We start from the raw sequence: 19939 nt of genomic DNA on the forward strand, positions 1-19939 counted from the left end.
TGTTACTTCTTGGCCAGCAGGCTTGTTCCAGGTCAGAGAGGGTCCCGACACGGGCCCTCTCATCCACAACTCGTTATTCCAGGGTAAGGGCGTCTTCCACCAGGGCTTTTTGCTGCTTGGCGTGGACGGACATGTAACCGACGGCCGGTGAGGCCGACGCCGGGCGACCGGCATAACGCAGACGGGCATGGCTTGGCAGCACGCTGTCGTAGTGATGACGGGTGCTGTACCAGGCGCCCTGGTTCTGCGGCTCTTCCTGACACCAGACGAAGTCGGTGACGTGGGCATAGTCGGCCAGGATGGCGCGCACTTCCTCTTCCGGGAAGGGGTAGAGCTGCTCGATCCGTACCAGGGCCACGTCCTGCTGCTCCGCCTTGCGACGGGCATCGAGCAGGTCGTAGTAGACCTTGCCGGAGCAGAAGACCACGCGCTTGACGCCTTTGGGATCCAGCGCATCGATCTCGCCAATGGCGTTCTGGAAGGTGCCCTCCGCCAGCTCTTCGAGCTTGCTCACCGCCAGCGGGTGGCGCAGCAGGGATTTGGGCGTCATCACGATGAGCGGACGGCGCATGGGGCGTACCACCTGGCGACGCAGCATGTGGAACACCTGCGCCGGGGTGGAGGGCACGCACACCTGCATGTTGTGCTGGGCGCACATCTGCAGGTAACGCTCCAGACGGGCGGAGGAGTGCTCCGGGCCCTGGCCCTCGTAACCGTGGGGCAGCAGCATGGTCAGGCCGCACATCCGGCCCCACTTCTGCTCGCCGGAGGAGAGGAACTGATCCACCACCACCTGGGCGCAGTTGGCGAAGTCACCGAACTGGGCTTCCCAAATGGTGAGACCGGCCGGTTCCGCGCTGGCGTAGCCATATTCAAACGCCAATACCGCGTTCTCGGTCAGCACGGAGTCATAGACTTCAAACGGGCCCTGCTCGTCGTGCAGGTTGCACAGCGGGGTGTAGGTGCTGGCATCGGTCTGGCTGTGCAGCACGGCGTGGCGATGGAAGAAGGTACCGCGGCCGGAGTCTTCCCCGGTGAAGCGGATGCGGGATCCCTTGTCCACCAGGGTGGCGTAGGCCAGGGTCTCGGCAAAGCCCCAGTCCACCAGCTTCTCACCGGCGGCCATCAGGCGACGGTCTTCGTAGATCTTCTCGACCTGACGTTGCAGCACATGGGTCGCCGGATACTGGCTGATGCGCTCGCCGAGGGCCTTCAGGTGATCCATCGGCACAGTGCTGTCATAGGCCATGGCCCAGTCGTGACCCAGATAAGGGGTCCAGTCCACGGAATGCAGCTCCATGGGGCGCCATTCCTTGCTCACCCGCTCGCCCCGATCCAGGGTATCGCGATAGTCGTTGACCAGGGTGGTAGCCAGCTCCGGTGCGATGGCTCCTTCGGCGATCAGCTGATCGGCGTAGATCTTGCGCGGGGTCGGGTGCTGCTTGATCTTCTGATACATCAGGGGCTGGGTCGCGCTCGGCTCGTCAGCCTCATTGTGACCGTGACGACGGTAGCAGACCAGCTCGATCACCACATCGCGCTTGAAGGTGTTGCGGTAATCCAGGGCAATTTGGGTCACCAGCACCACGGCTTCCGGGTCATCCCCGTTGACGTGCAGCACAGGGGCCTGCACCGCCTTGGCGATGTCGGTGCAATATTCGGTGGAGCGCAGGTCACGGATATAGGAGGTGGTGAAGCCCACCTGGTTGTTGATGACGATGCGCACCGTGCCGCCCACGCCATAGGCACGGGTCTGGGACATGTTGAAGGTCTCGGCAACGACCCCCTGCCCCGCGATGGCGGAGTCACCGTGGATGGTGATGGGCAGGACGCTGGAGCCGTCCTTGTCACCGCGGCGGTCCATACGGGCACGCACGGAGCCGATGACCACGGGGTTGACGATCTCGAGGTGCGACGGGTTGAAGGCGAGCGCCAGGTGGACGTTGCCGCCCGGGGTGGCGAAGTCGGAGGAGAAGCCCATGTGGTACTTCACGTCCCCTGTGCCCCAGGATTCGCCGTGCTTGCCGGCGAACTCGTCGAACAGGTCCTGAGCGCGCTTGCCCAGTACGTTGATGAGCACGTTGAGGCGACCGCGGTGGGCCATACCGATGACGGCTTCCTTGCAACCCTGCTCACCGGCGCGGCGAATAAGCTCTTTGAGCATGGGCACCATGGCATCGCCCCCTTCCAGGGAGAAACGCTTGGCCCCCGGGAACTTGGCACCCAGGTATTTTTCCAGCCCTTCGGCGGCGGTCAGGCTCTCGAGGAAGCGGGTCTTCTCTTCGAGGGTATAGTTGCCCGTCCCTTCGATGGATTCCAGCCTGTCTTGCAGCCAGCGCTTCTCCTCGGTGGAGGTGAGGTGCATGTAGTCGGCGCCGATGCTGCCGCAATAGGTTTTCTTCAGCGAGGCATACAGATCGGATAGCACCATGGTCTCGCGACCGATGGCGTAGGAGCCCACATTGAAGGTGGCCTCCATGTCTGCACCTTGCAGATTGTGGAAGGCCGGGTCCAGCTCGGCGACCGGCTCGCGCTGCCACAGACCCAGGGGGTCCAGGTTGGCGTTCTGGTGACCGCGGAAGCGGAAGGCGTTGATCAGTTGCAGTACGCGAACCTGTTTGGCATCCACCTGGGGATCGGAGACGGGAGCGCTGTAACGGGAGGAGTCCTTGGCCAGGCGGCGGAAATAGTCGCGAACCTGGGAGTGGGGTTGTTCTACTGCATGTCCGTTGACCTGGGGCAGCGACTGGAACAGGCTGCGCCATTCGTCGGCAACGGAGTCGGGGTTTTCCAGGAAGGATTCGTACAAATCCTCAATGTAGCTTGCATTCGCACCAGCCAGGTGAGATGACTCCAACCAGGCCTTCATCACGCCGTTATGCATTTCTATCCCTTGTACATCTTGTTCGCTGCACTGCAGCTTGTAGGGTCATAGCCATCCCGGGGCGGGATGGCTATCCAGAGGTCGGGCCCGGCGCAAGGCGCCCTGGCCCCGATACTACACGGCCCGGTTGAGCAACATCGACTTGATCTGACCGATGGCCTTGGTCGGGTTCAAGCCCTTGGGACAGACGTTCACGCAGTTCATGATGCCGTGGCAGCGGAACACGCTGAAGGCGTCATCCAGGTTGCCCAGTCGCTCACTGGCCGCAGTGTCGCGGCTGTCCGCCAGCCAGCGATAGGCGGCGAGCAGGCCGGCCGGACCGATGAACTTGTCCGGGTTCCACCAGAAGGAGGGGCACGAGGTGGAGCAGCAGGCACAGAGTATGCACTCGTACAGGCCATCCAGCTTGGCGCGCTCTTCGGGGGATTGCAGGTGCTCACGCACGGGCGGCAGTTTTTCGTCGTTGATGAGGAAGGGTTTGACCTTCTCCCACTGGGTGTAGAACTGGGTCATGTCGATCACCAGATCCCGGATCACCGGCAGACCGGGCAAGGGCCGAATGACGACCTTGCTGCCCTTCTTCAAGAGATCCGAGAGCGGCGTGATGCAGGCCAGACCGTTCTTGCCATTCATGTTGAGACCGTCAGATCCACAGACCCCTTCGCGGCAGGAGCGGCGGAAGGCGAGGGTGGGATCCAGCTCCTTGAGCTGGATCAGTGCGTCGAGCACCATCATGTCGGAACCTTCAGGAATATCAAGACGATAATCCTTCATATACGGGACGTTATCAACGTCCGGATTGTATCTGTAGACAGAGAATGTGACGTTCATTGTGCTTGGCTCCGCAATCAGTAAGTCCGGACCTTGGGCGGGAACGCCTCACGGGTCTTGGGTGACATGTTGACAGCGCGACGGGTCATGGACTCGGTGTCCGGATGATAGAGGCTGTGGCACAGCCAGCTCTCATCGTCACGCTCCGGGAAGTCGAAGCGGCTGTGGGCGCCACGACTCTCGGTACGGAAGTTCGCCGCCACCGCGGTGGCATAGGCGGTCTCCATCAGGTTGTCCAGCTCCAGGCACTCGATGCGCTGGGTATTGAACTCCTTGGAGGTATCGTCCAGACGGGCGTTCTTGAGACGCTCGCGGATGAGTTTCAGCTCGGCCAGCCCTTCTGCCATGGCATCCCCTTCCCGGAACACGGAGAAGTTGTTCTGCATGCAGCGCTGCAGGTCCTTGCGGATCTGGGCCGGGTCTTCCCCGTCACGGTTGTTTTCCCAGCGGTTGAAGCGCTCCAGTGCCTTGGCGATGTCGGCGTCGGTGGCTTCCACGCCGTGCTCCATCGAGCCAAGGGTCTCCACCAGGTGCATGCCGGCAGCACGACCGAACACCACCAGATCCAGCAGGGAGTTGCCGCCCAGACGGTTGGCACCGTGCACGGAGACGCAGGCGATCTCGCCCACCGCGAACAGACCGACCACCGGCACGTCATTGCCATCCTTGTCCTGGGTCAGGCACTGGCCGTTCACGCTGGTCGGCACGCCGCCCATCATGTAGTGGCAGGTCGGGATGATGGGGATGGGCTCTTTGACCGGATCCACGTGGGCGAAGGTGCGAGAGAGCTCGCAGATGCCCGGCAGGCGGGATTCCAGCACCTCTTTGCCCAGATGATCCAGCTTGAGCTTGATGTGCGGGCCCCAGGGACCGTCACAGCCACGGCCTTCGCGGATCTCGATCATGATGGAACGGGCCACCACGTCGCGACCGGCCAGATCCTTGGCGTTTGGCGCATAACGCTCCATGAAGCGCTCGCCGTCCTTGTTCAGCAGGTAGCCGCCTTCACCACGGCAACCCTCAGTCACCAGTACCCCTGCCCCGGCAATACCGGTGGGGTGGAACTGCCAGAACTCCATGTCCTGCACGCCGACCCCGGCGCGCAGCGCCATGCCGACGCCGTCACCGGTGTTGATGTGGGCGTTGGTGGTGGACTGATAGATGCGACCAGCGCCGCCGGTGGCGAGCACGGTGGCCTTGGCCTTGAAGTAGACGACTTCGCCGCTCTCCATGTCGATGGCGGTACAGCCGACGATATGGCCATCCTGGTTCTTCACCAGATCCAGGGCATACCACTCGGAGAAGACGGTGGTCTTGTTCTTGACGTTTTGTTGATACAGGGTGTGCAGCAGGGCGTGACCGGTACGGTCGGCTGCCGCCGCAGTGCGGGCAGCCTGCTCGCCGCCGAAGTTCTTGGACTGACCGCCGAACGGACGCTGGTAGACGGTACCGTTGTCAAAGCGGGAGAAAGGCAAGCCCATGTTCTCCAGCTCATAGATGGCCTCGGGGCCGGTCTTGCACATGTATTCGATGGCTTCCTGATCACCGATATAATCGGAGCCCTTGACGGTGTCATACATGTGCCACTGCCAGTTGTCGTCGTGGGCATTGCCCAGGGCGACCGTGATCCCGCCCTGGGCGGAGACCGTGTGGGAACGGGTCGGGAAAACCTTGGATAACAGGGCGCAGCTCTTGCCGGACTGGGCAATCTGCAGCGCGGCGCGCATACCGGCGCCACCGGCACCGATCACGACCGCATCAAATTCACGAGTTGGAATAGTCACCTTACACACCCCACAGCACGACGAAACCAGTCATCACATAGACAAACAGCACCACCACCAGCACAAACTGCAGCGCACCGCGCAGTCCGACCGGCTTGATATAGTCGGTCAGCACCTGCCACAGACCGATCCAGGCGTGGATCAAGACGCATACGAGCGTCAGCAGGGTGAAGACCTTGGTGAAGGTGTTGGAGAAGAAGCCGGTCCACACCTCGTAGGTGATGTCGTTGAACGCGACAAAGCCAACCAGATAGAGGACGTAGCACGTCATGATGAGGGCGGTGGCGCGGATCAGGATGTAATCATGAACACCGCTGCGCCCGAAAGTTGCAGAATTGGTTACCATACCAGTACCCCCGCCAATACCGCCAAAACCGCGGTGATCACGAAGGCCACACGGGCACTCTGATTACCGGATTCCAGCTCTTCCCAATAGCCCATGTCCATGACCAGGTGCCGCAGACCGCCCACGATGTGGTAAGCCAGCGCGGTCAGGATCCCCCACAGCACGAACTTGACCAGGAAGTTGTCCATGATGGCAACGACCGATTCAAATCCTTCGGGAGAGGCGAGTGAAGTACCAAGCATCCACAGCAAGATGGCCAGTGCCACAAAGGTGATGACCCCTGAGACACGATGCAAGATGGAAGCGATGGCGGTGACAGGAAAGCTGATCGTCTGTAGGTCGAGGTTTACAGGTCTCTGTTTGTTTTTCACGGCTTTGCCCACTCAGCTCCATTGAGCACGTTAGTTATTGTTTTCACACGCTTTGAGGGCGAGGAGTGGCATTTGTTAGGTTTTTGTTACCAAAACAACTCAGGAAAGCCAAAAATAACATTTTCGATATCACATCTGGCTTTGCGAAAGCGTTTCAAACACCGACGACCATCACCCACGTGGCGCAGTATATCGGCGGCCTTAACCAATGACAATCAAATAGCTACACAGAAAATCCAAAACCGTAAACCAGATCTCACAACAGCTTTAACAAGTCATTAATGATCATCCAGCAAAATTGACAAAGACATGGTTCTCTGGTTCAAATAAGGCGCTCCAGCCGCCGTGGTACGGGTAAGAACCTTTGCCAGCGTCATAACAGTCGTAATAAAGTAGGGCTGGAACCAAATTATAAAAGAGCAAAGGAGACGTGCTATGGCTGATAAGATAGCCACCCTACATCTGCCCGGAAAAGAGCCGGTTGAACTGCCGATCCTCTCCGGTACCGTTGGACCCGATGTGATCGATGTCAGAAAGCTGGGCACGCAAGGATATTTCACCTTCGACCCCGGCTTCATGGCCACCGGTTCTTGCAAATCTTCCATCACCTACATCGATGGCGACCAGGGTGTCTTGCTGCACCGCGGTTACCCCATCGCCCAGTTGGCCACCCAGGCCAGCTACCTCGAAGTCTGCTACATCCTGCTGTACGGCGAGGCCCCCACCAAGACCCAATATGCGGAATTTGAACGTCTGGTCACCCGCCACACCATGGTGCACGAGCAGATCGCCTTCTTCTTCCGCGGCTTCCGCCGCGACGCCCACCCCATGGCCGTCATGTGCGGCGTGGTCAGCGCGCTGTCCGCCTTCTATCACGACGCCCTCGACATCAACAACGAGGAGCATCGCGAGATCTGTGCCTTCCGTCTGCTCTCCAAGATGCCGACCCTGGCCGCCATGTGTTACAAGTACTCCATCGGCCAGCCCTTCATGCAGCCGCGCAACGCCCTCTCCTATGCAGGCAACTTCCTGCACATGATGTTTGGCGTGCCGACCGAAGAGTACAAGGTCAACCCCATCGTCGAGCGCGCCATGGACCGCATCTTCACCCTGCATGCGGATCATGAGCAAAACGCCTCCACCTCCACCGTGCGTCTGGCCGGTTCTTCCGGTGCCAACCCGTTTGCCTGTATCGCTGCGGGGATCGCCTCCCTGTGGGGCCCGGCCCACGGTGGTGCCAACGAAGCCTGCCTCAAGATGCTCGAAGAGATTGGCTCCGTGGATCGCATCCCCGAGTACATCGGCCGCGCCAAGGACAAGAACGATCCGTTCCGTCTGATGGGCTTCGGTCACCGGGTCTACAAGAACCACGATCCCCGTGCCACCGTGATGCGTGAAACCTGCCACGAGGTGCTTACCGAGCTGCAGATCAAGGATCCGCTGCTGGACGTGGCCATGGAGCTGGAACGCATCGCGCTGTCCGACCCCTACTTCATCGAGAAGAAGCTCTACCCGAACGTGGACTTCTACTCCGGCATCATCATGAAGGCCATCGGTATCCCCATGTCCATGTTCACCGTGATCTTCGCCATCTCCCGTACCATCGGCTGGATTGCCCACTGGAACGAGATGCACTCAGACCCGGATCAGAAGATCGGCCGTCCCCGTCAGCTCTACACCGGTCAGCCCCTGCGCGAGTTCGTGCCCCTCGACCAGCGCTGAGCCCGATCTGTCATGGTTTGTTACAAAGGCGGTCATTGACCGCCTTTTCTTTTGCAGGTTTAATCGCGCCCTTTTACGCCAAGGACACTCATCATGAAATCTCCCCTGCTCCTCAGCTCCGCCCTCCTGCTCAGCGCCTGCCAGAGCGCCCCGACCACCGAAACCCTCTATATCCAGGACAAGCTGGCAGACTGCGTCGGTGTCGCCCCCATGAAGTGCATGCAGGTACGCAGTCAGCCGGGCGAGAGCTGGAGCCTCTTCTATCAGCAGATCGAAGGCTTCACCTTTGAACCGGGCTTTCGCTATCAACTCGAAGTGAGCAAGGAGCAACTTGCCGATGTGCCGGCCGATGCCCCTTCCTTGCGCTACCAGCTGATCAAGGTCGTGAGCAAGGAACCGGTTCGCTGACGAGTCGCTGGCAGGTGACCCGGTTTCGTTTGTGTGCTCTCTGGGGTATGCTGTCACCCCTTTTTGCCACGGTTTGAGTACGGACTCGACCCGCATCATGATCACCATCCGCACCATCCGCACGCCAGACTGGCCCGCCATCATGGCCATCCAGCACGAGTGTTATCACCAGTTCGAACCCGAGCCCCTCGAGGTGATGCAGAACAAAACCGAGCTGGCCCCCGCCTGCTGCTGGGTGGCCGAGCGTCAGGGCAAGGTGCTGGGTTACCTGCTCTGCCACCCCTGGCGTGCCCACCAGCCCCCGCCCCTCTCGGTGCAGATGAAGGCGCTGGCCGGTCACGACGAGTTCTATCTGCACGATCTCGCTGTCTCGAGCAAGGCACGCGGCCTGGGTGTCGGACAGCGACTGCTGGCAAGGGCGCTCGCTTTCGCGAGCCATGCAGGATATCGCCATGCAGGCCTGGTGGCGGTTCAGGATGCCCCCGCCTTCTGGCGCAAGCAGGGGTTTGTGCCCGCCGACACCGGCAAATCGCTGGTGGAGTATGGTGACGGGGCTGTCTATATGCGGTTGCCCCTGGCAGACAGCGGTCCAGAACCGGGAACCATCAGCAGAGTTCAATAAAAAGAGTTCAATAAAAAAGGCGCCTTTCGGCGCCTTTTTCTATTTCGCGTTGCGCTCCCCACAGGGAGATCAAGCCTTGAACTTGCTGAACACCAGAGAGGCGTTGGTACCGCCGAAGCCGAAGCTGTTGGACATGACGGTATTGAGATCCGCGGTTTCGTACTCGCGTACGATGGGCAGGCCCACGGCCTTCTCGTCCAGGTTCTCGATGTTGATGCTGGGGGCGATGAAGCCGTGTTCCATCATCAGCAGGGAGTAGACGGCCTCGTGCACGCCGGCGGCGCCCAGGGCATGACCGGTCATCGCCTTGGTGGCGGAGAGCTTGGGTGCATTGCTGCCAAACAGGGTCTGAATGGCTTCCAGCTCCTTGGTGTCACCAACCGGAGTAGAGGTACCGTGAGTGTTGATGTAGTCCACCTTGCCGACACCCTGCATCGCCATCTTCATGCAACGCACGGCGCCTTCACCGCTCGGGGCCACCATGTCGTAGCCGTCGGAGGTCGCACCGTAACCGGTGATTTCGGCGTAGATGTGGGCACCACGGGCCAGGGCGTGTTCCAGCTCCTCGACCACCAGGATGCCGCCGCCACCGGAGATGACGAAGCCGTCGCGGTCCGCATCATAGGTGCGGGACGCTTTTTCCGGGTTGTCGTTGTACTTGGTGGAGAGCGCGCCCATGGCGTCGAACTGGATGGTGGAAGACCAGTCCAGCTCCTCGCCGCCACCGGCAAAGATGATGTCCTGCTTGCCAAGCTGGATCAGTTCCAGGGCGTGACCGATGCAGTGAGCAGAGGTCGCACAGGCGGAGCTGATGGTGTAGTTGACACCCTTGATCTTGAATGGGGTGGCAAGACAGGCGGAGGTGGTGGAGGACATGGTACGCGGCACCATGTAGGGACCCACCCGCTTGACGCCCTTTTCACGGGCGATATCGGCAGATTCGGAGGTGTTCTTGCCGGAGGCGCCGCCGGAACCGGTCACGATGCCGGTACGCTCGTTGGAGACCATCTCTTCCGGCAGGCCGGCATCTTCGATGGCCTGCTGCATGGAGAGGTAGGCGTAGGCCGCGGCATCACCCATGAAACGCATGACTTTACGGTCGATCAGTTCAGACGGATCGAGTTTGATGTTACCCCAGACACGGCTGCGCAGGTTGTACTGCTCGAACTGCTCGGAATAGGTGATGCCGGATTTGCCTGCTTTCAGGGAGGCCAGCACCTCTTCCTTGTTGTTGCCGATACTGGAGATGACGCCGATACCGGTGATCACTGCTCTTCTCATTAATTCATCTCGTCTGGAAAAACTGGCACCGAGTCTACCCGCTTTCGGCTGCCAAACTGGTCTGCTTTCACGTAGAATGCCCGCGATTTTGTGACGCGAGCCGAGGAAAACGTGAGTCAAACATCCTTACATCATGCCCGATTGGACTGGAACGAAGCGGGAACTCCAGTCTCCAGTGAGTTCGGGGATGTGTACTTTTCCAATGATAACGGTCTAAGTGAAACCCGCTACGTCTTTTTGCAGCAAAATCGACTGCCAGAGCGATTTTCGCACCACGATAGTGACAGTTTCGTGATTGGTGAAACAGGTTTCGGTACAGGACTTAACTTTCTGGCCACAATGGCCGCCTTTCTGGAACAGGCCCCCCTGTCCGGCAACGGATCCCGGCTGCACTTCATCAGCGTCGAGAAATACCCTCTTACCCAGGCCGATCTGCGCAAGGCCCTGGCCGCCTGGCCCGAGCTTGCCCCCTTGAGCCAGCCTCTCATCGACCAGTGGCCATTGCCGGTCTCCGGCTGCCATCGCCTGCTCTTTGCCGATGGCCGCATCCGCCTCGATCTCTGGTTTGGCGACATCAAGGAGATGCTGCCCCAGGTGCCCCATCCGGCAACCGGTCTGGTGGACGCCTGGTATCTGGACGGTTTCTCCCCTGCCAAGAACCCAGAGATGTGGACCCAGGATCTCTTCGACGATCTCGCTCGCCTCGCCCGACCCGATGCCACCCTCTCGACCTTTACCTGCGCCGGTTTCGTGCGACGAGGGCTGATTGCCGCCGGCTTTGCCATGAAGAAGGTGAAGGGCCACGGCAGCAAGCGGGAGATGCTGGCGGGTGTTCGGGAAGGCAAAGTGCCGCAGCAGAGCATCGCCCCCTGGTATGCCCGCCCCGCAGGGCGGGAGGGAGAGGTGCTCATCATCGGTGGCGGCATCGCTTCCGCCATGACGGCGCTCTCTCTGGTGGAGCGGGGTCGGCACGTCACCTTGCTGTGCGAAGATGGCGAACCGGCCAGCGGCGCTTCCGGCAATCGACAAGGAGCCCTCTACCCCCTGCTCAACGGCGAGCACGATGCCCTGTCGCGCTTCTATTCGCTGGCCTTCGGCTTTGCCAGAAACCGGCTGCTGGCCCTGGCAAAGCGCCACCCCGTCGCCTTCTCTCTGTGTGGTGTCACCCAACTCGGCTACGACGACAAATCCGCCGCCAAGCTTGCCAAGATGGGTCAGGGACCCTTCCCCCCCGAGCTGATGCACCCACTCTCGGCAGCGGAGGTTGAGCAGGTGGTCGGCCTGCCCTGCGATGCGGATGGCGTGAGCTATCCCCTGGGGGGCTGGCTCTGTCCGGCGGATCTCACCCGCGCCGCCATCAGGGAGGCGCAGGCCAGCGGGCGGCTGGAAGTGGTGTTCAATGCCGCTGTGACCCGCATTGCCGAGGAGGACGATGGCTGGCGGGTGGAGAGCCAGGATGGCCGAGCCTGGCAGGCGCCAAACCTGGTGGTGGCCGCCGGTCACAAGCTGCCCGCCCTGCTCCCCTTCGCGGAGCTGCCGCTCTATCCCGTGCGCGGTCAGGTGAGCCATGTGCCAACCACGGCTGGCTTGAGCCAGCTCAAGACCGTGCTCTGCTACGACGGCTACCTCACCCCGGCCCACAACGGCGCGCACTGCATCGGGGCCAGCTATGGCCGCAACCAGACCGACCTTGCCTACCGCGCCGACGAGCAGGAGCAGAACAGGGCGCGGCTGCAAGCCTGCCTGCCGGATCAAACCTGGCCGGCCGAGGTGGATGTGAGCGGCAACCAGGCGCGGGTGGGGGTGCGCTGCGCTAGCCGGGATCACCTGCCGGTCGCCGGGCCCGTCGCCCGGTTGGCGGCGCTGGCGGATCATGACGTCAACGCCCCCGCGGATCAGCAGAGCGCGCTGCCCCTGCACGCCGGCCTCTACGTGCTGGGGGCGCTCGGCTCCCGGGGGCTCTGCTCGGCGCCCCTGTGCGGCGAGCTGGTCGCCAGCGAGATCTGCGGCGATCCCCTGCCGCTGGCCGCCGCTCTGCTGGAGGCGCTCCACCCCGCCCGCTACTGGGTGCGAAGACTGCGCAGGGGCAAGCCACTGCGCGACTAGCCACCCAGGAGCCGGGGCTGCCCGCCTCCACCCCATTGGCGCACCAACAAAAAAACGGGCTCAATCAGCCCGTTTTTTTATGTTTCCCATGAGTGGCCATGGGCCTGTACACGTGTTATCAGCCAGCCCTGGGCCAGACGACCCCCAGCTTGCGCCCCTGATCGGTCTGGCTGGCCAGGGTGTCGAACCGCGCCCGGGTTGCCTCCAGCACCGCCTGCCCTGCCTGCCAGCCCTGATGCTCCAGGGTTGGGCAATCCCGGGTCACCGGCAACTGGGCGAGGCGCGTGCCAAGCTGGCTCACGCTCTCCAGCAGAATATCCTTGTGACGGCTCTCGTAGTCAAACATGGCGGCCACCAGCTTGTCCCACTTCTGGCGCTCCTTCGCGGGCGCACGGGCCTTGTCCATCCAGTTGGGCACCCTGACCTGGATGCGGGCACGAACGCTGGCCTGCTCCAGCTCGCAGCGTGTCGCCGTCGCCTTCGTCTGCAACTGCCAGGAGAGCTGATAGCTGGCCTTGCCGATGTGCCCGTCCGCCTGGGTGGGCGACAAGGCGGTGATCTGGCGCATCACGGCCCCCACATCGGCTCCGGAGACCCGATAGAACTGGAAGTCGACCTTGATATCGGGGGCGACCTTCACACCGGCATAGTGGGAAGGTACAGCACCGATTGAGGCGGCATAAATGAGGGCCACCGTCACCCCTGTCTTGCTGAAGAGTCCCATCTGTCCGCGGCTTTGCTCCTTGTGAGTCCCGGCTTAATTTCAATTAATAATCAATGAATTAATAACCCGATTGGGAGATTACCCCTGATCCAGCCTCCTGTCATCCGCTCTTGGCACCCGGTCGCTGCAAACGTGCGAGTCATCACCCCGGCTCAGGCGGGGATTTGCAGTCGAGATCACAAGCTGCCATCGAACGGATGGTGAAATACTCCTTAGTGGGTAATATCCGCAGTGTTTTTGTTGGCCGATGCCGGATAGTCCAGCGCAACCCTCTGGTGAGCCCTGGCAGGCCACCCCCTCACTTCAACTCTTGGGAAGGTTTTATGATAGAACTCCTGATCGGCACCCTGGTCACCCTGGCCGTGGGTCGCTACATCTTCAAGGGCTACTCCGCCACCGGGGTACTGCTCAGCGGCGGCCTGCTGCTGCTGGCGATCACCGCCCTGATGGGCAAGGCGGTGCTGCCGGCGAGCGTCCCCTCCACCGGCCACATGGCCACCGACATCTTCGAATACGTGCGCTTCCTGCTGGTCGACAGGGGGGGTGGCCTCGGCATGCTCATCATGGTGCTGTGCGGCTTTGCCGGCTACATGAGCCACATCGGCGCCAACACCATACTGGTGAAGCTCGCGAGCAAGCCCCTCGGTGTCATCAAGTCCCCCTACATCCTGCTGGTGGCCGCCTATCTGGTCGCCTGCGCCATGTCGCTGGCGGTGAGCTCCGCGACCGGCCTCGGGGTTCTGCTGATGGCCACCCTCTTCCCGCTGATGGTCAACATGGGGATCTCCCGTGGCGCGGCGGCGGCGGTGTGCGCCTCGCCGGCCGCCATCATCCTCTCCCCCACCTCGGGGGACGTGGTGATGGCAGCCCAGGCCGCGAACATGGAGCTCATCGAGTTTGCCTTCAAGCTGACCCTGCCCATTTCCCTGGTGGCCATCGCCGCCATGGCGGTGACCCACTTCTTCTGGCAGCGTTATATGGATCAGAAGGCCGGGGAGCACAACGCCGCGGTCGCCCCGAGCGATCTCGTCACCGACGCCCCCGGCTTCTACGCCATCCTGCCCTTCACCCCCATCATCGGTGTGCTGCTGTTTGACGGCAAACTGGGGCCCAAGCTCGACATCGTCACCATCATCGTCATCTGCCTGGTGCTGGCCGCCCTGCTGGAGCTGGTGCGCAAGCGCAACGGCCGCGAGCTGCTGGACGGGCTGCAGGTGTGCTGGCGCAACATGGCCGACGCCTTCGCCGGCGTGGTGATGCTGCTGGTGGGTGCCGGGGTCTTTGCCCAGGGTCTGATGGGGCTTGGTTTCATCGCCAACCTCCTGGATCTGGCCCAGAGCTTCGGTACCGGCGGCATCGTCATCATGCTGGTGCTGGTGGTCATCACCACCCTGGCGGCCTTCACCACGGGTTCCGGCAACGCCCCCTTCTACGCCTTCGTGGAGCTCATCCCCCATTTGGCCACCAGCCTCGGCGTCAACCCAGCCTATCTGGTGATCCCCATGCTGCAGGCATCCAACCTCGGCCGCACCATCTCGCCGGTCTCCGGGGTGGTGGTCGCCTGTGCGGGGATGGGCAATCTCTCTCCGTTCGAGGTGGTCAAACGTACCTCGCTGCCGGTGGCCGTCGGCCTGCTGGTAGTGATCCTCGCCACCCAGATCATGGTTCCCGCCTGACTCTTTACCGGCCCGGCAGCCGCCGGGCTGGTATCCCCCCCACCCCATGCAGTAGACTCGGTGCTCTTTTTTCCTAAGGAGGACCGAGCCTTGAGTATGACGGTTCAACTTGCCCACTTCAGCGACTGCCACTCCCATTTCGATGGCGCCCCCATGCGCTTCTCCCCCGATGGCGAGTCCGAATGGCGCACCCAGTGCGGCGGCTATGGCCGCATCCTGACCCGGCTCACCGCCCTGCGCCAACAGGCCGAGGCAGCCGGCCAGACCTGCCTGCTGCTGCATGGCGGCGATACCTTCCAGGGGTCACTTTACTTCAACCGCTTCAAAGGGCGGGCCAATGCGGACCTGCTGGCCCTCTTGCGACCGGATGCCATGGTGATCGGCAACCACGAATTCGATCTGGGCAACGGGCCGCTGGTGGAATTTTTGCGCCAGCTCGATTTCCCGGTGCTCGCCGCCAACATCGACAACCGTCAGGAGCCCGCCGATGCCCCGCTGCGGCTGCAGGGGCTGCCGCAGCTGTTTGACGCGAGCCGCCCCTGGCACAAGCGCGTCATCGACGACGTGCCCTTCGCCCTGCTTGGCATCACGCTGCCGCAAATGGCCGCCATCGCGAGCCCCGATCCCCACACCCGTTTCCACGGTATCGAAGAGACCTTGAGCCGTGCCCTCGAAGAGATCAAGGCCGCCGGCATCCAGCACATCATCCTGCTCAGCCACCTGGGTCTGGCGCAGGACAAGCGACTGGCGACCCGCTTCCCTGAGCTCAGCCTCATCGTCGGCGGGCACACCCACAGCCTGCTGGGGTATCTGGCGCCGCTCGGGCTCGACTGCGAAGGCAACTATCCCCTCATGGTGAACGGAGTGGCCATCCTGCACGCCGCCCACAGTGCCCTCTGTCTCGGGGTGTGCGAACTCACCTTCGACGAGCAGGGACGCGTGTGCCAAAGCCGCGGCCAGCTGGAGTGGTTACCCTGGGATCCCTGGCCCTTTGCTTCCCCGCCTCCTGCGGGGCTGCACTTCTGCGAACCGGCCCCCGAGCTCGAGCTGCATCTGGCCCGGCGTTATCGCCCCGAGCTCGAGACCATGACCCGCCGCATCGTGACCCGCCTCGTCGGGCCACTGCACCATCAGCGGCTGCCCGATGCCACCCTGCCCGCCGGCAGCCAGGTCGCCCCCCTGGTGGCGAGCGCCATGCTGGCCAGTGCCCGCGAACAGGTGGGTCAGGTGGACTTTGCCCTGCACAATGCCGGGGGCGTGCGCTGCTCCCTCGAGCCCGGCCCCCTGACCGAAGCAGACGTTGCCGGACGCCTGCTGCCCTTTGCCATTCCCCTTACCCTCTACCGGGTGCACGGCCATGAACTGGCCGAGGCACTGGAGGGGGCCATCGACAACGCCACCAACAACGGGGTGACGGGCAATGGCAGCGGCAGCTTCCCCTACACCGCCGGGGTGCGCTTCTGCTATCAGGCCGACAGGCCCAAAGGGGAGAGGATCACTCGCCTGGAATGGGAAGCCAGCCCGGGTCAGTGGCTGCACGTCGAGCCGGATGCCATCTATCGCGGGGTCTCCAGTGCCTATACCGCCTCCGGCAAGGAGGGCTACACGGCCCTTGCCCGCACCCTGACCCAGCACAATCAGGAGCTCGGCATCACCCTGGCGGATGCCTTCCTGCGCTGGGCACGCCACCTGCCGGAGCTCAGCACCCTGCCGGCCCTGGTGGAGTATCACGGCCAGTGAATCTGGCACCGGCCCATCCCGGGTCGGTGCCGCCTTTTCGCCGCATAGGGGAATCCTGGTCCGCTCCCAGGCGCAGGCCCCCTACCATGCAACCTCAGGCTGTGACGCCCGACTGCGCCTGCCCTGTCTTGTGATGGGGCCTGCCAATGCAGCCAGAGGCGTGAAAACGATACTTTTACGAATTATTTCAGGTGCCTACACTTCTTCCATTGCATCGTGCAGCCCGGCTCGGCAAGATAAGCCCGCTTTTTCAGTCTTTCCCGCAGGAACAGGTCACCCATGAATCACGCCATCCGCTTTACCCCGCACCGCCACAATCCCGGGATCAGGCCGTCGGTCATCTTGCTCACCGCACTGATGGCTCTGCTGTTCTGTCTGCGCAATCCGCTGTTCCACGGCATGGCCCCGGGATTTGATGCCTCCCTGTTTGCGGTAATGGGCAAGATGTGGAGCGAGGGGGGCGTACTCTATCGGGACATGATCGACATCAAGGGTCCCATGATCTTCGCCCTCGATGCACTGGGCTATGGCCTTGGTGGCTTCTTCGGGATCTGGCTGCTGGAGTGGGTGCTCTGCTGGCTGGGCCTCATGGCGAGCTGGCAGGCTTTTTCGCAGCTCGGGCTCTCGGTGCGGGCGCGACTTGGCAGCATGCTGGCCCTGCTGGCGCTCTACAGCACTCGCTACTACTACGGCAACATGACAGAGGACTGGACATTCCATCTGGCCCTCATCGCCCAGTGGGCTTTCATCACCTTGCTGCTGGACAAGCGATTCAGCTGGGGACCGGCCCTGGTCGCCGCACTCACCTTCGCCATCGTGGCCTGGATGCGCACCAACAACGGCGCCTTCTGGGGGGCCTGGTATCTGGTGCTCTTCTGTCACTGGTGCCTGCGCGAGCAGTGGCGCTGCGCCTTTGCCTTGCTCTTTTCCAGCCTGCTTGGACTGGCCCTCGTCGGCGGCCCGCTCTGTGCCTACTTCCAGCACCACGACGTGCTGGCCGAGTTCAAATACTACGCCTTCGGCATCTTCTTTGAAGGGAGCTACGGCAACGGCTTCTCTCCTGAGGTGGGCGCCGTCGGTCTGCTGCGCACCGGCCTCATCATGCTGCTGCCCGCCTTCCTCGTGCTGATGCTCGGGCGCCGCCAGGAGTGGTATCTGCCCGCGCTGTGCGCCACCCTGCTGGGGGTGCTGTTCACTCTGATCGCCAACTCGGTCTCCGGCCATGTGTTCGATCACTATGACGTGCTCTATCTGCAGCTTGGCCTGCTGCCGCTCGCCTGCCTGCTGGATAGAAGCGAGCAGCGATCCGATGCCCTGGGGCTGCTCTGCATCTCCCTGGTGGTGCTGACCGCCAGCTGGCTGCTAGCCCAGCAGCTCGGTTACGGCTGGAGTACCAAGGAGTGGTCTCTGGAGCGGGTGCGCGAGGTGCTCGGCAACAGCCTGCTGTGGGCCTTGCCCGTGCTCATTCTGGTCCCGCTCTGGCGCGCCTGGGACGTGCGAAGCGCCACCCCCTGGCTCGCCTCGCTGGCCATGCTGGCGCTGCTGGTCAACAACGCCTGGGAAGGCAACCTCAAGGGCAGGCCGTTCAATCCCCCCGCCCAGGTCAGGGTCGACCGTATCCTCGCCGAGACGACCCCCACCGACAAGATCTGGGTCGATGGCATCCAACCGCAATACTACCTCTGGACCGATCGCCAGCCGGCCTCCGCCTATCTGTTCTTTGCCAACGTCAACCCGCCCTACGATGTGCGCGAGCGGGTGCTGGCTGACATCCAGCGCCAACACCCCAAATTCATCATCGCCAAACCGGAGCGGGTGGCACAGGAGCTCAAGACTCCGACCTCCCCCTCCCACCTTGCCTTCTACCAGTATCTGGCAGGTCAGTATGAAGAGGTGGACCCGGGCCTGTACCGGCGCCGCTAATCAGGCACACAGAAGGGGCCATCCTGGTGATGGCCCCTTTTCGTTGCCGTCATAAAGAGGGGGGCCGACCATGTTCAAGGGGCCCCATCCTGACTACAATGGCGCTCTTTTTCGCGGCAGAGGGAAGAATCATGGCGGAGCTGACTTATCTGGGGGGCTATCCGGAGCCACTCAAGGCTCAGGTGCAGCAGTTGATTGCGGCGGGCAAACTCGGCGAGATGCTGGCCAAGCGCTACCCCCAAACCCACCTCGTCCAGAGCGATAAGGCGCTGCTCGCCTATACTATGGAGCTGAAGAACCGCTACCTGAAAAGCTCGGCGCCGCTTTCCAAGGTGATCTTCGACGGCAAGATCAACGTGATCAAGGATGCCCTGGGACTGCACACCTATGTCAGCCGGGTGCAAGGCAGCAAGCTCAAGGCCAAGAACGAGATCCGCATCGCCGCCCTGTTCAAGGAGGCCCATCCCGCCTTTCTGAAGATGATAGTGGTGCATGAGCTGGCCCACCTGAAGGAGAAGGATCACAACAAGGCTTTCTACCAGCTCTGCCAGCACATGGAACCGGACTATCATCAACTGGAGTTCGATCTCAGGCTCTGGCTCACCTGGCGTGACATCGAGCGTACCGCCCGCTGATCCCCTTGCAAGGAGGCAAGATGCGCCCATGGCACACACCTGTCCAGCCCGTTCGCCATGGGCACTGGTTGCTCCCGGGGCTGATGCTCTGGCTCTTCTCCCTGCCGCTGTCGGCCACCGAACGCTGGCAGCGTGATGACTACCTTGTCCAGAGCTTCATGGAAATCGCCATGAAACGGGAGTATGGCCATGAACAACAGGAGCACTTCTCCCGCTGGCCGGGCCCCGTGCGTCTCAAGCTCGTCAACGAATTCGGCGACAAGCCGCTGCAGGCCGAGGTCGTCAAGGTACAGACCCGTCACCTGAGCAGGATCACCGGTCACCCCATCGAGATTGTCAACGACAACCCCAATCTCACCCTCATCATGACCAGGCACAAACAGATGGCGAGCTGGGCTGCACGCACCATGCGCCAGGACGAGTCGGTGCGCATCGCCCTCAAGGAGGGGATCTGCCTGGCCAATTTCGCCACCAACGCTCGCTACGAGATCACCCGTGCCACCATCATCATTCCGGTGGATTACAGCCGGGCAAAAGGCCGTTTTCTGGATTGCGTAGTGGAAGAGCTGAGCCAGGTGATGGGGCTGCCCAACGACTCGGACAAGGTGTTCCCCTCCATCTTCAATGACAGCAGCATCGACAGCTTTCTGACCGGGCTCGACTACGTGTTGCTCAAGCTTGCCTACCACCCGGCATTGCAGCCGGGGATGACGGCGGACGAGGTACGCGCGGCGCTCCCCACGGCCCTCAAGGCACTGCGTGTCAATGGCGACATCGCACAGGCCACCCAACGGGTGCAGGTCGACAGCCTCAAGCGCTGGGCGGGACTCTGAGCGCAGCCAGAAACATGACTCTTTCGCCTTTCGCCTTCATGGTCATGCGCCTC

16 protein-coding genes are annotated in these 19939 nt (G+C 62.2%); 9 read left to right on the plus strand and 7 right to left on the minus strand.

The window, feature by feature from the left end; genetic code table 11:
* Positions 1-73: 73 nt before the first annotated feature.
* The 5 genes from sucA to sdhC all read right to left on the minus strand — a co-directional run bounded on the left by sucA (position 74) and on the right by sdhC (position 6228).
* Complete coding sequence (sucA, locus tag AB5Y59_RS01760; RefSeq protein ID WP_045524727.1) at positions 74-2884, minus strand: 2-oxoglutarate dehydrogenase E1 component; 2811 nt, start codon at positions 2882-2884, stop codon at positions 74-76.
* 114 nt (positions 2885-2998) lie between these two features.
* Positions 2999-3715: a succinate dehydrogenase iron-sulfur subunit gene (locus AB5Y59_RS01765; RefSeq protein ID WP_010674497.1), complete on the minus strand. Its 717-nt coding sequence runs from the start codon at positions 3713-3715 to the stop codon at positions 2999-3001.
* Between the two features lie 17 nt (positions 3716-3732).
* Positions 3733-5499 carry a succinate dehydrogenase flavoprotein subunit gene (gene sdhA, locus AB5Y59_RS01770; RefSeq protein WP_029314421.1) on the minus strand — a complete coding sequence of 589 codons (1767 nt, stop codon included), beginning with the start codon at positions 5497-5499 and terminating at the stop codon, positions 3733-3735.
* A 1-nt stretch (position 5500) separates the two neighbouring features.
* Complete coding sequence (sdhD, locus tag AB5Y59_RS01775; RefSeq protein WP_010674495.1) at positions 5501-5845, minus strand: succinate dehydrogenase, hydrophobic membrane anchor protein; 345 nt, start codon at positions 5843-5845, stop codon at positions 5501-5503.
* Positions 5839-6228 (minus strand): succinate dehydrogenase cytochrome b556 subunit, encoded by a 390-nt coding sequence (gene sdhC, locus AB5Y59_RS01780; RefSeq protein WP_029314418.1) that lies wholly within the window; start codon positions 6226-6228, stop codon positions 5839-5841. Before sdhC ends, sdhD begins: the two co-directional genes overlap by 7 nt.
* A gap of 423 nt (positions 6229-6651) precedes the next feature.
* Here sdhC and AB5Y59_RS01785 point away from each other — a divergent pair, with 423 nt between their 5' ends.
* From AB5Y59_RS01785 to AB5Y59_RS01795, 3 genes are all read left to right on the plus strand, one after another.
* The gene (locus AB5Y59_RS01785; protein WP_010674492.1) at positions 6652-7938 is read left to right on the plus strand and encodes a citrate synthase; all 1287 of its coding nucleotides are present in this window, start codon (positions 6652-6654) and stop codon (positions 7936-7938) included.
* 93 nt (positions 7939-8031) lie between these two features.
* The gene (locus AB5Y59_RS01790) at positions 8032-8346 is read left to right on the plus strand and encodes a DUF4377 domain-containing protein (protein WP_041215298.1); all 315 of its coding nucleotides are present in this window, start codon (positions 8032-8034) and stop codon (positions 8344-8346) included.
* A gap of 97 nt (positions 8347-8443) precedes the next feature.
* Positions 8444-8968, plus strand: coding sequence for a GNAT family N-acetyltransferase (locus AB5Y59_RS01795; protein ID WP_128313702.1), 525 nt, complete (start codon positions 8444-8446; stop codon positions 8966-8968).
* 69 nt (positions 8969-9037) lie between these two features.
* Here the strand turns inward: AB5Y59_RS01795 and fabB are convergent, their stop codons facing one another.
* Positions 9038-10249 carry a beta-ketoacyl-ACP synthase I gene (fabB, locus tag AB5Y59_RS01800; RefSeq protein WP_151027721.1) on the minus strand — a complete coding sequence of 404 codons (1212 nt, stop codon included), beginning with the start codon at positions 10247-10249 and terminating at the stop codon, positions 9038-9040.
* Between the two features lie 90 nt (positions 10250-10339).
* On the opposite strand from fabB, the gene mnmC reads away from it, so the two are divergent.
* Positions 10340-12355, plus strand: coding sequence for a bifunctional tRNA (5-methylaminomethyl-2-thiouridine)(34)-methyltransferase MnmD/FAD-dependent 5-carboxymethylaminomethyl-2-thiouridine(34) oxidoreductase MnmC (gene mnmC / locus AB5Y59_RS01805; protein WP_368211361.1), 2016 nt, complete (start codon positions 10340-10342; stop codon positions 12353-12355).
* 118 nt (positions 12356-12473) lie between these two features.
* Here mnmC and AB5Y59_RS01810 read toward each other — a convergent pair whose 3' ends face one another.
* A complete protein-coding gene (locus tag AB5Y59_RS01810) occupies positions 12474-13079 on the minus strand; it encodes a DUF922 domain-containing protein (protein WP_045524720.1) in 606 nt (201 codons plus the stop codon).
* Between the two features lie 323 nt (positions 13080-13402).
* Here AB5Y59_RS01810 and dcuC point away from each other — a divergent pair, with 323 nt between their 5' ends.
* From dcuC to AB5Y59_RS01835, 5 genes are all read left to right on the plus strand, one after another.
* Complete coding sequence (gene dcuC / locus AB5Y59_RS01815) at positions 13403-14755, plus strand: anaerobic C4-dicarboxylate transporter DcuC (RefSeq protein ID WP_368211363.1); 1353 nt, start codon at positions 13403-13405, stop codon at positions 14753-14755.
* A gap of 90 nt (positions 14756-14845) precedes the next feature.
* Positions 14846-16495 carry a bifunctional UDP-sugar hydrolase/5'-nucleotidase gene (locus tag AB5Y59_RS01820; RefSeq protein WP_268451740.1) on the plus strand — a complete coding sequence of 550 codons (1650 nt, stop codon included), beginning with the start codon at positions 14846-14848 and terminating at the stop codon, positions 16493-16495.
* 279 nt (positions 16496-16774) lie between these two features.
* A complete protein-coding gene (locus AB5Y59_RS01825; protein WP_268451739.1) occupies positions 16775-18418 on the plus strand; it encodes a hypothetical protein in 1644 nt (547 codons plus the stop codon).
* A gap of 131 nt (positions 18419-18549) precedes the next feature.
* Complete coding sequence (locus AB5Y59_RS01830) at positions 18550-19053, plus strand: M48 family metallopeptidase (protein ID WP_010674483.1); 504 nt, start codon at positions 18550-18552, stop codon at positions 19051-19053.
* 20 nt (positions 19054-19073) lie between these two features.
* A complete protein-coding gene (locus AB5Y59_RS01835; protein ID WP_069784460.1) occupies positions 19074-19886 on the plus strand; it encodes a DUF2927 domain-containing protein in 813 nt (270 codons plus the stop codon).
* Positions 19887-19939 lie beyond the last annotated feature (53 nt).

This window comes from Aeromonas sp. s10, assembly GCF_040907975.1.
In the GTDB taxonomy this organism is placed as follows: Bacteria; Pseudomonadota; Gammaproteobacteria; order Enterobacterales; family Aeromonadaceae; genus Aeromonas; species Aeromonas caviae.